The sequence below is a fragment of the Thalassospira sp. UBA848 genome, from assembly GCF_002295455.1.
GTDB lineage: Bacteria > Pseudomonadota > Alphaproteobacteria > Rhodospirillales > Thalassospiraceae > Thalassospira.
In genome coordinates this window covers 16,204-28,980 of record NZ_DBGS01000055.1, presented here as the reverse complement: position 1 = coordinate 28,980, position 12,777 = coordinate 16,204, and the positions used below count along the sequence as shown (strand labels likewise).

The window sequence follows — 12,777 nt, the reverse complement described above, 5'->3', positions numbered from 1 at the left end:
AATCAAAGGACCGGGTTACGCAACCCGGTCTTTTTTATGGATCCGGTTTTCTGGCTGCCTGCGTGATAACGGATATGGCAGCGGCCCTGATCATCAATCTCGATATCGGCGGCAACCCCGAAAACATCGCGAAGGTTTTGCGATGTCAAAATCTGTTCGGGCGTACCAAGCGCGATCAGCTTGCCACCATCCATCATCGCAATCCGGTCACAAAACATCGCCGCATGGTTTAGATCATGCAGGGCGGCCACCACGGTGACCGGCAGTGCGCGCACCAGTTCAAGCAGGCCCAGCTGATGATGGATATCAAGATGGTTGGTCGGTTCATCAAGCAACAGGAAATCGGGCTGCTGGGTCAAGGCACGGGCGATGTGAACGCGCTGCTTTTCGCCCCCCGAAAGCGTATGCCACATCCGGTCGGCAAAGGGCCCCATTTCAACACTGGCAAGGGCTTCGCACACGATGGCGTCGTCGTGCCCTGACCATGGTGACAGCAAACTAAGGTACGGCGTTCGACCAAGCGCAACGGCATCACGCACGGTAATACGGTCGATGGTGTCGGCCTGTTGTTCGACAAAGCCGATATGACGGGCAAGGTTGCGCCGACCGATTTTCTTCATCGGCTGATCCCCCAGCAATGCCTGCCCGGTCGAAGGGGCACGAATACCGCCCAGAACCGACATCATGCTGGTTTTGCCCGACCCGTTTGGCCCGATCACGCCAAGAAACTCGCCACGTGTCACGCGAAGCGACACGTCGCTGATGATCTTTTTGAATCCGGCATTCCAGCCGACATTGCGTAATTCAAGGCTCATCGCAACACCCGCCCATGACACAGGATGATCGCAAAGGCCGGTGCCCCGATAAGTGCCGTGATCACCCCGATGGGCAGGACCTGACCATCAAGGATGATGCGCGATACAATATCGGCCGCCACAAGGAACACCGCCCCGATCAGGGCCGATGCCGGCAACAGAAATCCGTGCCGTGTTCCAACAAAGAACCGCGCGGCATGGGGAATAACCAGTCCGACAAAGCCGATGGCCCCGACAATACTGACCATCACCGCGGTCATCGAGGCGGCGATGGCAATCAACACCACATAAACCCGTCGCACCGGCACACCAAGGGATGCTGCCGATTCCACGCCAAAGGTAAAGGCATCAAGCGCACGGGAATACCAAAGGCAGACCAACAAGCCGATAACGGCCACCGGAAGCGCAAGATAGACATCCGGCCACCGCACGCCGCTTAGATTGCCAAGCAACCAGAACATCACCCCACGGGCCTCGTCCGCCGTGGCGGCCTTGGTCACGATAAATGACGTCAATGCGTTAAACAGTTGCGATCCGGCAACCCCGGCCAGAATGATGGCACCTGCTCCGCGCCCGGCCGGAATGGCCAAAAGCGCCACAAACCCGAACGCCACCAACGCGCCGACAAAGGCCCCAAGCGACAGGGAAACCATCCCCGCGCCGAACCCCAGAATGGCGACACTGACCGCACCGGTCGATGCCCCGGCCGAAATGCCCAGTAAGTAGGGATCCGCCAGACTATTGCGCAAAAGCGCCTGCAAAACAGCGCCCGATAGCGCAAGGGATGCGCCGCAGGCCGCCGCCACCATCGCACGCGATATCCGGTAATTCCAGATGATCCCGGCATCAATCGGATCAACGTCATAGCCCGCCTGCCAAAGATGATTGGCAATGGTCTGAAGCACGGTGCCAAGGGGAATGTGTGTTTCCCCCTTGGCTGCCGCCATCGCGATGACGCCAACAAGCAAAACCAAAGCACCAATACTGACACCGGCCCGCATAAGATATGCCCGACCCGCCAGCGATTGCCCGGGTGGCTGAACCGGCTGCTGAACTGGCGATGTTTCAAACATTGAATTCTCCGGGCATATCAGGCGCCTTTGGCAGTGCAGGTCAGTTCGAAGCACTTAGTCGTTCGACGGCTTCGGCAAGTGTTTCAATACCATTGATCAGGCGAATGGTCGGATCCATCGACTGGGCGTCCATCACCACGATATTACCATTGCGCACCGCCTTCATCTGACTTGCGACCGGATCAGTTTTCAGGAAGTCCATCTTGACCTGCCAGTCATCGGCCGGAAAACGCCGACGTCCCATTTTACCAATCACGATGATATCAGGGTTGGCGCGCGCGATGGTTTCCCAGCCAACGGTCGGCCATTCTTCATTGCTGTCAATGATGTTACGAACACCAAGTTTGCCCGCGATATAGCCCGCCGCGCCGTTTTTGCCCGCCACATAGGGATCACTGTTGATTTCGGGGCTGGAAAACCAGAAGACGGCAGAAACATTGTCATGGCCGCTTGCCGTCACACGTTCCAATGAGTTCGCCTGACGTTCCTTCAAGGTGGCAATCAGTTCTTCACCGCGATCTTCGACATCAAAAATCTGCGCCAGATCGGCAATCTCGCGATAAATCAGATCCATGGTGAATCCTTCGTGACGCACCCCGTCACCGCCACCGGCATTGTCCTTGCCCACACAATCGGCAGGTGCTGTGTAGACGGGAATGGACAGTTCGTTGAACTGTTCGGTGGTGCCGACGGTGCCCTTGGGCCCGACATGCCACTGATACTGGGTGGCAACCAGTTGCGGCTTTTGCGCGACAACGGTTTCGAACCCCGGATCATTGTCGGCCAGGCGCGGCACAGATGCGTTGACGTCCTTGAATTCATCCATCACCGGGCCGAACCAGACACCGGTACCCTTGACCTTATCGGCCAGGCCCAGCGAATAAAGAATTTCGGTCGTGCTTTGGCCCAGCGACACCACGCGTTCCGGGGCCGCGTCAAATTGCAGCACAGTCCCGCAGTTCTCGATACTGAGCGGATATTCGGTTGCGGACGCAAATGAAACAGATGAAATAAGACCAGCGGCAAACACCCCGACCGCCAGTACACGTTTATCGTGATTGATCACTTTGACTTCCCTCTTGCTGATGCGCTGATCCGGGACCGTTTTGGATGATCCAGTTTCAACACATCATCAAATGTTATGTTATAACATAACATCATTTTTGCTGCTGTCAATGGACTGGCAAAAGTGTCAGGAGATGGCGGAAGATGTCGGCCTTAAAGCTTAGAAAACCTAGGCTAAACTGTTGGGCCAAGACACGTACCGACATTCTCCGGGGCACCCCGCCCGGTCCGTCGTCTTCGTGTCGGCAGGTCTCCTGGCTTACGGGTCAACGCATTTTCCCTGGCCTTCCCGGGTTGATCCCAGTGGCATTGGTCAGAAAAATGCTCTCCGCCTACAGTTGCGGGGGCAGCTTCGGTTAATGAGCCCATGTTCGGCTCATCTCGAATTCCCTTTATCCGAAATCGGATACCGACACGTCACGGTTAGATTAAACCAAAAACACGGTCAAGGAAATTGGCAGACCACCAGCGGCATTAACGCTGCGCCTCCATGCATAAAATGCAGTTGATACGACCTTGAATTTGCCATGTTTCATCCCGATTACCTCCACACTGCCGGGTATGCTTTCCCGACAGCTTAAACCACTGGAATGTGATGAACATGACGACTTCTGTTGAACGCAGACGCTTTTTGAAATCCATCGCGGCAGCCGGACTTATCCTGCCGGGAATGTCGATCTATCAGCATGCTTTGGCAGATGTCGAAGGCCTTGATCTTGGTTCGGCACAGCCCTTTGATTTTGCCAATCTGATTTCACGCGCCAAATCCATGGCCGCATCGCCATATGAGGCCCCTGTTGCACCAAATCCGGAAATTGTCGGCAGGATTGATTACGACACGCACGGCAAGCTGCACTACAAATGCGATCATTCGCCGTTTTCTGATGGGTCGGGCACCTATCCGGTGACCTTTTTCCATCTGGGTATGTATTTCGCCAAACCGGTGCATATGTATCTTCTGGAAAACGGGCAGGCACGCGAGGTGATCTATAAGCCCGATTACTTTGACATGCCCGAAGACAGCATCGCCCGCCAACTGCCCGCCAATAGCGGCTTTGCCGGTTTTCGCCTGCATGAAAATCAGGCGCGCGATGACTGGAAAACCCAGGACTGGGCGGCATTTCTTGGTGCATCCTATTTCCGCGCCATTGGGGATGAAGGCCAATATGGTCTGTCGGCACGCGGGATTGCGGTCAATACCGCGACCTCTGTTCCCGAAGAATTCCCCGATTTCCGCCAATTCTTTATCGAACCGGCCAAAAACCCCGAAGACCCGGTGACGGTCTATGCCCTGCTGGATGGCCCCAGCATCACCGGGGCTTATAAATTCCTGCTGTATCGCGGCGAAGGGGTCACGATGGATGTCGAAAAGCATCTGTTTGTCCGCCGTGACATCGAACGCCTTGGCATCGCACCGCTGACCAGCATGTTCTGGTATTCCGAACAGAACAAATCGTTCCGCTTTGACTGGCGCCCGGAAGTGCATGACAGCGACGGGCTGGAGCTTTGGACCGGCAGCGGCGAACGCATCTGGCGACAGCTCAATAACCCGGAAACCATCCGTGCTTCGGCATTTGGTGATAACAACCCGCGTGGTTTTGGCCTGATGCAGCGTGATCGCGATGTGAAGAACTATCTGGATGGTGTGCGTTATCACCGCCGTCCCAGCCTGTGGGTCGAACCGCAAGGCGACTGGCATGACGGCGCGGTTCAGTTGATCGAAATTCCAACCGACGATGAAATCCACGATAACATTGCTGCCTTCTGGGTGCCGAATGGCGAAGCCAAGGCAGGCAACAGCTATCAGTTCAAATACCGGCTTTACTGGCAGGCCCATAACCCGTTCCCGGTCAAGGAACTGGCACGCGCCACCGCAACCCGCATGGGCCGTGGTGGCGAACCGGGCACCAACCGGCCCAAGGACGAAATCAAGTTTTCGGTCGAGTTCGAAGGCGATGTTCTGGGAACCCTTGCCTATGGCGAATTTCCGGAAATCGTCGTTTCAACGTCGCGCGGGGAAATTACCCGCACCAAGATCGAACCGATCATGGATACCCGCATCTGGCGTGCGGCCTTTGACCTTAAGGCGGCTGGCACCGATCCGGTTGATCTGCGCATGTATTTGAAACGCGGTGATAGCCCGCTCAGTGAAACCTGGATGTTCCAGCACCTGCCTGCACTTGGCAATCAGCAACAGGGGTAACCACCCCGCAGGACGACCGGAAACTGGTTCCCGTCAATTAGAACCGGCTGCCGGGAATACTGCCCTGGGACACCGTATTTGCTGGCTGACCCAGGATTGCGGTGATGTCACGCATGGGCGGCGCACCAAACATGCGGGCATATTCGCGACTGAACTGTGATGTGCTTTCATAGCCAACCGCATAGGCCGCACTTGCCGCATCCTTCATTTCGGCCAGCATGATCTGACGCGCTGTGGTCAGGCGCAGGCGTTTTTGATACTGAAGCGGGCTCATCGCCGTGACCTGCTTGAAATGATGATGGAAGGAAGACGGGCTCATATTGGCATGTTGCGCCAGCTCATCAACGCGAAGCGGCTTGTCAAAGTTGTCTTTCATCAAACGCAGGACGGCCGAGATGCGCTGCATGTTGCTGCCCCCCATCGCAAGGCGCGCAATAAAGACCCCCTGCCCGGTGCATAACAGCCGATAATGCACTTCACGCATCAAAAGCGGCAGCATGACCGGTATCTCGTCAGGACGATCAAGCAAATCCACAACGCGCAAAACCGCATCTACCAGTGACTGGGTGGTTTGTTCAACGAACAAGCCCCGTGTACTGTCGCCATCCACGCCAATGTCCAGATCCATGTTGGTGACAAGCTCGCTCAGGATCTGGCCGTCAAGGTCAAGCGACAGACTACGGTATGGTGCGTCTTCACTGGCATTGGTCACATGCCCGACCAGCGGCAAATCAACCGATGCCGCCAAAAGTTGGCCTGGCTCATAACGATAGACTTCCTGACCAAGCGTGACTTCCTTTGCCCCCGAAATAATCAGACACAGGCAAGGTTTGTAGATCGTTGGCACCTTCAGCGTCGGATTGGTCGCACGATACATCCACACCGGATCAATCGCGGTCCGTACCGCACCATCGACCTCACAGTATTTATCAATCAACTCGCAGAGCCGCTGGTAACTATCCATGCGCAGAATCCTTTATTTCCGGTATGTGCAGTATACATCCCGGAACCCAAGGTAAAAGACCGCAAAGACGGATTTGGAGGAATAGGCAATCGGTTTCGAGTTCTGTGTATTCAGAAATCACCGTTCTGACGACAGGTTATGGGCCATGGCACAAACATACGGAGGATGTCATGTCGAACCCCATCAATCATGTCGAAAACAAAACCGTTATCATCACCGGCGCAAGCAGCGGCATTGGCGAGGCCACTGCACGGCTTCTGGCCGAGCGCGGTGCAAATGTGGTTCTTGCTGCACGTCGCACCGAACGCCTTAACGAGATCGCAGCAGAGATCGAAGCCGCAGGCGGATCCGCAATGACCCGTTCCGTGGATGTCACCGACGCCGATAGTGTTGATGCCCTTGTCTATCATGCCAACAACCTGTTTGGCCGGGTCGACGCAATTTTCAACAATGCCGGTGTGATGCCGCTTGCGCCCATGTCGGAACTCAAAACCGGCGAATGGGACAACATGATCAATGTCAACATTCGCGGCGTTCTGAACGGGATTGCGGCCGTCCTGCCCCTGTTCAAGGAACAAGGTGGCGGCCATGTCATCAACACGGCCTCCATTGGTGCACATGTCGTTGTGCCAAGTGGTGTGGTCTATTGCGCGACCAAATATGCCGTCTGGGCCATTTCCGAAGGCCTGCGTCAGGAAAGCACTGATGTGCGCGTCACGACGATTTCGCCCGGCGTGGTCGAGACAGAGCTGGGTCATGACATCACCGACCCGACCAGCAAGGAACTGCTCACCCAGTTCCGCCAACTCGCCCTTAAGCCGGATGCGATTGCGCGGGCGGTTCTTTATGCACTCGATCAGCCCGCTGATGTCGACATCAACGAGGTGATCGTGCGTCCAACAGCATCGGCATTCTGATGAAGATCAGTTTGTATTCGCTATGTTTTCTAACCTTGCTGGTGGTGTTCGCACCACCAGCAAATGCCCAACAGGACACCGAGATGAACAGCAACGCCCCCCATCCTTATGTCGGCATGTGGGTCACCAGGGACGGTTATGTCCGTCAGGAACTTCGTGCCAACGGCCGCTATGACGAGGCCCGTGGCGAACGCCAGTCGGCCTATCAGGGTGACTATCAGATATCGGGGAACGACATCACCTATCAGGATGACACCGGCTTTACGGCCGATGGCTATTTTGAAAATGATGTCCTGTATCACGCTGGCATGGTGATGTTTCGTGAAACGGCTGAAGACTAGGCAGCCTTTGCAATCGGGCAAAGCAAATCGGGCGGGCACACAAAACCCGCCCGATTTTTGTTTCGTCAGAGACGCTCAAGGGCAATGACGGTATCGATGACTGATCCCTTCTCGCCCTTTGGTCCGGTTGCCATTCTTTCGAAATTATCGACTGCGATCTGACGCCAACAGGTGTGATCAAGTGACAGTGCATCAAGGGCTTCTTGCGGACTTGGAAACACCGTATCTTCTGGCGCCCACGACCATGAAGGCCGTGATCCATGGCTGGTAATGAGGAACAAACCACCCGTTGCGATCATTGCCGCAGCCCGGTTCAGCACCGCTTCGCGGGCAAATTCAACCGGCGACTGCAAGAATTGCGCGGTCACCAGATAATACAAACCGTCTGGCAGGCTTTTTGTCAGGTCATGCGCCTCGAACGTGATCTTGTTTTCTACGTCATGGCGCTCGGCATTGGCGCGCGCATACCCCAAGGCCGTCTCGGAAATATCAACGGCGGTTACTGTCCAGCCCTGCCGCGCGAGCCAGACCGCATCATCACCCTTGCCGCAGCCAAGTTCAAGCGCGTGGCCAACCGGCCTGTCTTTGGCGAAGCGTTCAAGGATCGCAGACGGACGGCCGCTGGTTTGTGGCGATTCCTTTTCGTAGATTTCTTCCCAAAACTTTCTTGGGTCCATTTTCGGATCGATATTCATGTCTTGTCTTCCGGGCTTGTTGCAGAGGCGTGCTCACGAATCACGTAACATTAAAAGTTACATGATTCGGCAACCCTGTCAATTTCATGTATCTTTGAAAGTTACATATGTTAAAAATGACCGGAAAACCGATAGGCAGACAGGACCATATCCATGCGTCAGGACAACCGCCTTCCGCGGGTTTTACATGCGCTTTTACATCTTGATGGCATGAAAGACCCGGCCACATCCGATCAACTGGCCGAGATGCTCAACACCAATGCGGCCGTGGTCCGCCGCACCATGGCGGGCCTGCGTGATCAGGGAATCCTGACGTCAATCAAGGGGCATGGCGGCGGCTGGCAACTGGCAAGACCACTGGGCGAAATCACACTGGCCGAGATTTACAAGGCGCTGGGTGCGCCGACCCTTTTTGCCTTGGGCTGCGGGGATGAAGACTCTCAATGCTTGATGGAAAAAGCCGCCAACACCGCGACTGCGCGCGCATTGGAAATGGCATCCCAGACCTTTATACAGGTGCTGTCGTCCGTCACCATGGCCGACCTGGCCGATGATTTTGAATTGCGCATGAAAGAGCTTGGTTTAACCCCGGAAGACTTTGCCTAAGAAGGCACAGGCCAACACTGACCTAGCGCAGCGATCCGAAGAAATCCTTCAAAAGCTTGGCCGCCTCAACCTCGCCAATGCCGCCATAAACTTCCGGGCGATGATGGCAGCTTGTGCTTTCGAACACGCGCGGGCCGTGATCGACGCCGCCACCCTTGGGATCATAAGCCCCGAAATAAACCCGGCGCAGACGGGCAAATGAAATGGCGGTTGCGCACATGGGACAAGGTTCAAGCGTGACATACAGATCGCAATTGGGAAGTCTGGGTTCGCCCTTGGCCCCGGCAGCGGCCCGGATCACGAGGATTTCGGCGTGCGCCGTCGGGTCGTTCATTTCCTCGGTCAGGTTTCCGGCACGCGCCAAAACCTCTCCGCTATCAGCGTCGACCAGAACGGCACCCACAGGCACTTCGCCCCGGCGCGCAGCTGCGCGGGCTTCTTCAAGCGCCATATCCATATAGCTGTCTGCACTCATGATCTTTCCATCCCGCTTGTGCCATCTGACAAATCACGTTGTTTGTCAGGGCTGTTCTTGTTTTTACTTCGTTTTAGGGCGTTGGGCTCCAGAGTGCTACCACGCAGATAATCGGTCAAGCGATCATCTGTTAACTGTCGTTTGGTGTGCAGGCGCTTGCTGCCTGCATAGAACGCATAGACTATCAGCGTGAATTGCCGTTGCCCTTACGGGGTTACACAGGTAGTTTCCGCCTAAGTTTCCGTCACCAGCATCAAGGCTATTTTGATCATGACCACGCGCAAGCCGATCATTGGTATCACACTCGATTCCGAAGAGCCGGGGGGCTATTCCAAATTCCCGTGGTATGCGCTGCGTGAAAACTATGCCGGTGCGGTGACCGAGGCGGGCGGCATTCCGATGCCCCTGCCCCACGAGGTTGAACTGGTCCCCGATCTGCTTGATCTGATTGACGGTCTGGTGGTCACGGGCGGTGCATTTGACGTGGATCCGACCCTGTTTGGTGCGACGGAAACCCATGATACGGTTGTCACCAAGGACCGGCGCACCAAATTTGAATGGGCGATGGCCGAAGGCGCGCTTGAGCGCGACATGCCGGTTTTGGGCATTTGCGGTGGTCAACAGCTTTTGAACGTTATTCTGGGCGGGTCGCTGATCCAGCATATCCCGGACTCGATCGAAAACTGCCTGCCCCACGAACAGCCGAACCCGCGTAACGAGCCGGGCCATGATGTGACGGTTGAACCAAATACACTTCTGGCGAAGATCGTTGGCGATGTGAAAAGTCTTTCGGTCAATTCCGCCCACCATCAGGCGGCTGAGGGGGTTGGCCCGGATGTGATCATTAATTCCTATGCGCCCGATGGCGTGATCGAGGGGATTGAACATCCGAAATATCGTTATTGTCTCGGGGTCCAGTGGCATCCCGAATTCCATATCAGTTCGGGCGATGCGAAGATTTTCGACGCCCTGATTTCCGAGGCCCGCAAATGAGCGACAAGAACACCACACCAGACGACAACAAACCCGAACGCATTGCCAAGCGCATTGCGCGCTCAGGTGTTTGTTCGCGGCGTGATGCCGAACGCATGATTGCCGAGGGGCTCGTGCGCCTGAATGGCAAGAAGCTTGACACCCCGGCGGTCACCGTGACCGACGAAGACGAAATCATTGTCGATGGCAAGCCACTTCCCGAAAAGGAAAAGCCGCGTCTTTGGCGCCTGTTTAAAAAGCGCGGTCTTGTCACCAGCCACCGCGACGAGCAGGGCCGCGATACGGTATTTGAGCATCTGCCAAGCTATGTGCCGCGCGTGATTTCGGTTGGTCGACTTGATCTCAACTCCGAAGGGTTGCTGTTGCTGACCAATGACGGCGAGCTTGCCCGTTATCTTGAGCTGCCGGCCACCGGCTGGGCGCGGCGCTATCGCGTGCGCGTGCATGGCCAGATCGACGAGGCAAAGCTTAAACAGCTTGAAGACGGTGTGACGGTCGACGGAATCAATTACGGCTCCATCCACGCCGAGGTCGATGTTCAGAAAGGCACCAATGCCTGGATGACGGTGACCCTCCGCGAAGGCAAGAACCGTGAAATTCGCCGTGTCATGGAACATCTTGGCTGGCCTGTCACGCGCCTGATGCGTGTATCCTATGGCCCGTTCCAGCTTGGCAATCTGGCCCCGGGCGAGTGCGAGGAAGTGACCGGCAAGGTCATGAAAGAACAGCTCGCAGCATTCTTTAAGGGTGACTATTCCAAGGTTTCCGAAAAGAAATCGGTCGCCCGTGGCGGTACATCGCGCCCGAAGGCCCCACGCACCGTGTTTGGCCAACCGGCACAGCGCAAACGCCCGCAAGGTGGCCCGAACGCCGCAGCCCAGAATGCAGAAGCAGAAGAACAGCGTGAAACCCGCGAACGCCCGTCTGGCGGTGCTGCACGGAAAGGCCCGCGCATCGGCGCCGCCCCGCGTGCCGGTGGACGTGGCAAACCGGCCGCCGGTGGTGGTGGGCGCCAGGAACGTGACATGCGCGAAGAACGCGGATCATCACGACCGACCAACAAGGGCCGTGGCCGTTACAGTGCCGAGGGCAAAGCAGCCGGTGGACGTGATGGCGGTCGTGATGGCGGTCGCGATGGCGGTCGTGATGGCGGTCGCGATGGCGGTCGCGATGGCGGACGGGGTTCTGGTGGCCGCGAAGGTAAACCGGGCTTCATCGAAGGACGCGGACGCGGAAAACCAAACGGAAAACCATCGGGAAAACCGGCTGGTCGTTCCGGCGACACCACACATAGTGCGCCCGGCCGCAAGCCGTCCGGCAACCGTCCGCGCGGCAAGAAGGACTAAGCTGAATGCGGATTGTTGGCGGGACACATCGTGGCAGGCTTCTGAACGCACCTGAGGGACGCGACACACGCCCGACCCTTGATCGGGTGCGCGAAGCGCTTTTCAGCATCCTGTCACACGCATCGCGCTGGTATGAGGATGACTTCAACCCGCTGTTTGATGGCGTGATCCTTGATGCCTTTGCCGGGTCCGGTGCGCTTGGGCTTGAAGCCATTTCGCGTGGCGCCGACCAAGCCGTATTCTTTGACAATGACCGCAAGGCGGTTGCGATCATCGAACAAAATATCGACGCCCTTCGCATTTCCGATCAGGCTAGCGCGCGACGTGCCGATGCCACCAAACCACCGCGTGCAAGTCGGCCGGCCAGCATGGTGTTTTTGGATCCGCCCTATGGCAAAGACCTGATCGAGCCCAGCATCACAGCCCTGGCCAAGGCCGGGTGGATTGATGGCAATACCCTGATCGTTGCCGAACGCGATCCGCGCGATCCGGAAATCGCGCTTGAAGATTTTTATCTGTGCGACAGTCGCAAATATGGTCGCTGCCGGATTGATATCGGGCGCTTTATCGCCTGATTGCGGCATTGCTGCCGATACCCGGACGATGTGATAGATTGGGACATGCTCAAAACCGGTTGATCGTCATGAAACCCATGGATGAGACTGCACCAGACAAGGAATTTGGTCGCCTTTTGCGCCAGTGGCGACGCACAAGCGACATCAAGCAATCCCGTCTGGCCGATATTCTGGGCGTAACACAGGCAACCGTATCGCGTTGGGAAAGCGGGGCGCAAAGCCCGGCCCCGTTGCAATATGACCTCATCCATCAAATGATGACGCGCAAGCGCAATTTCCGCCTTGATCACGCGGTCAAACGGCTGGTCATGCACTCGTCACAACGCGTACACCTGATCGAGGATCGTTCACACCGCCTGCTATGTGCATCGCGCCCGCGCGAAAACGAATGGCAACGCGATTGCACGCCCCTGCTTGGCACATCGCTCTGGCGGTTTGCCACACCGGAAATCGCATCGGCGGAGAAAAGCCTGCATGACCTTGGCTGGCATGAAGACCAGACCGATCACCTGACGTTCGAAACGTCCCGCCGGGATGGCGATCCAATGCGCATCATCGATACTTACATCCTGTGGGAACGGTTTTTCCTGTCTGATGGCACGGCTGTGCGCCTGACCACCGGGTTTGATCAGAAGCCCGCGCACATTTAGTCACCCGACCAACGCATATTTAATACATGGCAATCATTGTGGTAAATCGGGTATCAGTT

The 12,777-nt window shown here is 56.5% G+C and carries 14 protein-coding genes and 1 riboswitch; of the genes, 8 read left to right on the top strand and 6 right to left on the bottom strand.

Features of this window, described 5'->3' with window-relative positions; genetic code table 11:
- Positions 1–2: 2 nt before the first annotated feature.
- Genes B2R48_RS07220 through B2R48_RS07210 form a run of 3 tightly spaced genes read right to left on the bottom strand, consistent with a single transcriptional unit; the run spans position 3 to position 2,954 of the window.
- Positions 3–815 (bottom strand): ABC transporter ATP-binding protein, encoded by an 813-nt coding sequence (locus tag B2R48_RS07220; RefSeq protein ID WP_296999116.1) that lies wholly within the window; start codon positions 813–815, stop codon positions 3–5.
- Complete coding sequence (locus B2R48_RS07215; protein ID WP_296999114.1) at positions 812–1,888, bottom strand: FecCD family ABC transporter permease; 1,077 nt, start codon at positions 1,886–1,888, stop codon at positions 812–814. Before B2R48_RS07215 ends, B2R48_RS07220 begins: the two co-directional genes overlap by 4 nt.
- Positions 1,889–1,928: 40 nt before the next feature.
- Positions 1,929–2,954 (bottom strand): ABC transporter substrate-binding protein, encoded by a 1,026-nt coding sequence (locus B2R48_RS07210; protein ID WP_084271955.1) that lies wholly within the window; start codon positions 2,952–2,954, stop codon positions 1,929–1,931.
- Between the two features lie 226 nt (positions 2,955–3,180).
- Positions 3,181–3,382, bottom strand: a riboswitch (cobalamin riboswitch).
- 172 nt (positions 3,383–3,554) lie between these two features.
- Here B2R48_RS07210 and B2R48_RS07205 point away from each other — a divergent pair.
- A complete protein-coding gene (locus B2R48_RS07205; protein WP_296999112.1) occupies positions 3,555–5,156 on the top strand; it encodes a glucan biosynthesis protein in 1,602 nt (533 codons plus the stop codon).
- 37 nt (positions 5,157–5,193) lie between these two features.
- Here the strand turns inward: B2R48_RS07205 and B2R48_RS07200 are convergent, their stop codons facing one another.
- Positions 5,194–6,120 (bottom strand): AraC family transcriptional regulator, encoded by a 927-nt coding sequence (locus B2R48_RS07200; RefSeq protein ID WP_296999110.1) that lies wholly within the window; start codon positions 6,118–6,120, stop codon positions 5,194–5,196.
- 170 nt (positions 6,121–6,290) lie between these two features.
- On the opposite strand from B2R48_RS07200, the gene B2R48_RS07195 reads away from it, so the two are divergent.
- Both B2R48_RS07195 and B2R48_RS07190 read left to right on the top strand, forming a co-directional pair.
- Positions 6,291–7,037: an SDR family oxidoreductase gene (locus B2R48_RS07195; protein ID WP_296999108.1), complete on the top strand. Its 747-nt coding sequence runs from the start codon at positions 6,291–6,293 to the stop codon at positions 7,035–7,037.
- Positions 7,038–7,120: 83 nt separating this feature from the next.
- On the top strand, positions 7,121–7,378 hold the full coding sequence (locus tag B2R48_RS07190) for an Atu4866 domain-containing protein (protein WP_296999106.1): 258 nt from the start codon (positions 7,121–7,123) through the stop codon (positions 7,376–7,378).
- Positions 7,379–7,443: 65 nt separating this feature from the next.
- Here the strand turns inward: B2R48_RS07190 and B2R48_RS07185 are convergent, their stop codons facing one another.
- A complete protein-coding gene (locus tag B2R48_RS07185) occupies positions 7,444–8,073 on the bottom strand; it encodes a class I SAM-dependent methyltransferase (RefSeq protein ID WP_296999104.1) in 630 nt (209 codons plus the stop codon).
- A 153-nt stretch (positions 8,074–8,226) separates the two neighbouring features.
- Here B2R48_RS07185 and B2R48_RS07180 point away from each other — a divergent pair, with 153 nt between their 5' ends.
- Positions 8,227–8,679, top strand: coding sequence for an RrF2 family transcriptional regulator (locus tag B2R48_RS07180; RefSeq protein WP_213475468.1), 453 nt, complete (start codon positions 8,227–8,229; stop codon positions 8,677–8,679).
- Positions 8,680–8,701: 22 nt separating this feature from the next.
- On the opposite strand, the gene B2R48_RS07175 is transcribed toward B2R48_RS07180, so the two are convergent.
- On the bottom strand, positions 8,702–9,154 hold the full coding sequence (locus B2R48_RS07175; RefSeq protein WP_044826992.1) for a nucleoside deaminase: 453 nt from the start codon (positions 9,152–9,154) through the stop codon (positions 8,702–8,704).
- Between the two features lie 270 nt (positions 9,155–9,424).
- Here B2R48_RS07175 and B2R48_RS07170 point away from each other — a divergent pair, with 270 nt between their 5' ends.
- The 4 genes from B2R48_RS07170 to B2R48_RS07155 all read left to right on the top strand — a co-directional run bounded on the left by B2R48_RS07170 (position 9,425) and on the right by B2R48_RS07155 (position 12,718).
- Positions 9,425–10,147 (top strand): gamma-glutamyl-gamma-aminobutyrate hydrolase family protein, encoded by a 723-nt coding sequence (locus B2R48_RS07170; protein ID WP_296999100.1) that lies wholly within the window; start codon positions 9,425–9,427, stop codon positions 10,145–10,147.
- The gene (locus B2R48_RS20315; RefSeq protein ID WP_348657872.1) at positions 10,144–11,493 is read left to right on the top strand and encodes a pseudouridine synthase; all 1,350 of its coding nucleotides are present in this window, start codon (positions 10,144–10,146) and stop codon (positions 11,491–11,493) included. Before B2R48_RS07170 ends, B2R48_RS20315 begins: the two co-directional genes overlap by 4 nt.
- A 5-nt stretch (positions 11,494–11,498) precedes the next feature.
- The gene (gene rsmD, locus B2R48_RS07160) at positions 11,499–12,068 is read left to right on the top strand and encodes a 16S rRNA (guanine(966)-N(2))-methyltransferase RsmD (RefSeq protein ID WP_213475465.1); all 570 of its coding nucleotides are present in this window, start codon (positions 11,499–11,501) and stop codon (positions 12,066–12,068) included.
- A 68-nt stretch (positions 12,069–12,136) separates the two neighbouring features.
- Entirely contained in the window at positions 12,137–12,718 is a 582-nt protein-coding gene (locus B2R48_RS07155; protein WP_213475464.1) for a helix-turn-helix domain-containing protein, read from the top strand.
- Positions 12,719–12,777 lie beyond the last annotated feature (59 nt).